Annotated in this window: 1 protein-coding gene and 2 pseudogenes; all 3 read left to right on the forward strand. The window is 70.9% G+C overall.

Annotated elements, in window-relative coordinates; all coding sequences use genetic code 11:
- A pseudogene (locus tag WA944_RS10195) lies at window positions 1-209 on the forward strand (SGNH/GDSL hydrolase family protein); the annotation flags it as partial.
- On the forward strand, window positions 206-1,111 hold the full coding sequence (locus WA944_RS10200) for an ATP-binding cassette domain-containing protein (RefSeq protein WP_526373775.1): 906 nt from the start codon (window positions 206-208) through the stop codon (window positions 1,109-1,111). The pseudogene WA944_RS10195 and the gene WA944_RS10200, both read left to right, overlap by 4 nt.
- Window positions 1,108-1,540: pseudogene (locus WA944_RS10205) on the forward strand (ABC transporter permease); the annotation flags it as partial. The gene WA944_RS10200 and the pseudogene WA944_RS10205, both read left to right, overlap by 4 nt.

A 1,540-nucleotide genomic window follows, 5' to 3' on the forward strand; every position in this document is an offset into this window, starting at 1 on the left:
CCCTGGAGCGGCTGACCGGCGACGCGGCCGCGCAGACCGGGTGTGGGGTGGTGGGTGCCGCCGAGGCCAGCCGGGACCACCACGCGTGGTCCGCGCAGCCCTGGACGACCCGGTTCGGCTGGCCGGTACCGCGCCGCCCGGCCCCGCTGCACCCGAACGCCGACGGCATGCGTGCGGTCGCCGACATGGTGGTCGCCGCCGGCACATGATCGAACTTTCCGCTCTGACCAAGGCCTACGGGTCCAACCGTGCCGTCGACGGTCTGACGTGCACCATCGAACCCGGCGTCGTGACCGGCTTCCTGGGCCCCAACGGCGCCGGAAAGACCACCACGATGCGGATCATCCTCGGGCTCGACCACCCGACGTCGGGAACCGCCACCATCGGCGGCAAGGCCTACCGGCAGCTCACCGATCCGTTGCGCAGCGTGGGGGCGCTTCTGGACGCCCGTCAGGTCCACCCCAACCGGTCGGTGCGCAATCACCTGCGCTGGATCGCGGCGACGAACCGTATTCCGGCCGGCCGCATCGACGAGGTGCTGGACATGGTCGGGCTGACCAGCGTCGCGGGCACCAGGGCCGGCACGCTGTCACTGGGGATGAGCCAGCGCCTGGGAATCGCCGCCGCGCTGCTCGGCGATCCGCCGGTGTTGTTGTTCGACGAACCGGTCAACGGCCTCGACCCGGAGGGGATTCACTGGGTCCGCACGCTGATGCGCACGCTGGCGGCGCAGGGACGCACCGTCCTGGTCTCCAGCCACCTGCTCTCCGAGATGGCGAACACCGCCGACCGTCTGGTCGTCATCGGCCGAGGCAAGCTGATCGCCTCCACCACGGTCGCCGAGTTCATCGGCGGCTCCGGGCGGGCCACCGTGTGGGTGCGCAGCCCCCAGCGTGACACCCTGCACGAGGTCCTCACCGCCTCCGGATTGACCGTGACCGGCGCAGCCGATGCGTTGACGGTGCACGACGCCACCACCGAGGCGGTCGGGGAACTGGCCGCCCGGCACTCGATCACGCTGCACGAACTGCGCGCCGAGCAGGTGTCGCTCGAACAGGCCTACCTGTCGTCCACCGACGACGCCACCGAGTACCGCGGTGGCCGCACATGACCCCGCTGACCACGGTGGCCGCTGTGATCAACGCCGAGCGGATCAAGCTGACGACGGTGCGGTCGCCGCTGTGGTCCACGGCGGCGGTGGTGGTGTTGAGCCTAGGCATCGCCGCCCTGCAGACCGCCGCGGCCTACGACCCCGAACAGTTGAGCGCGCCGACGGCCGCGATGGGAGTCGCGGTGTTCGGGGTGCCGGTGCTGATGGTCGTCGCAGCGATGACGGTGACGGGGGAGTACCGCACCGGGATGGTGCGCACCACGTTTCTGGCCAGCCCGGGACGGACCCTGGTGCTGGTGGCAAAAGCTGTTGTGGCGGCGGTGTTCTCGGGTTCAGTCGGCGCCGTGATGGTTCTCGGGTCGATCCTGGTGGCCCGGGTGGATCTCGACGCGGCGGCGTGGCGAACGACTGCCGCGGTCGGGGTCTACG

The organism is Mycobacterium sp., from assembly GCF_049683355.1.
Lineage (GTDB): Bacteria > Actinomycetota > Actinomycetes > Mycobacteriales > Mycobacteriaceae > Mycobacterium.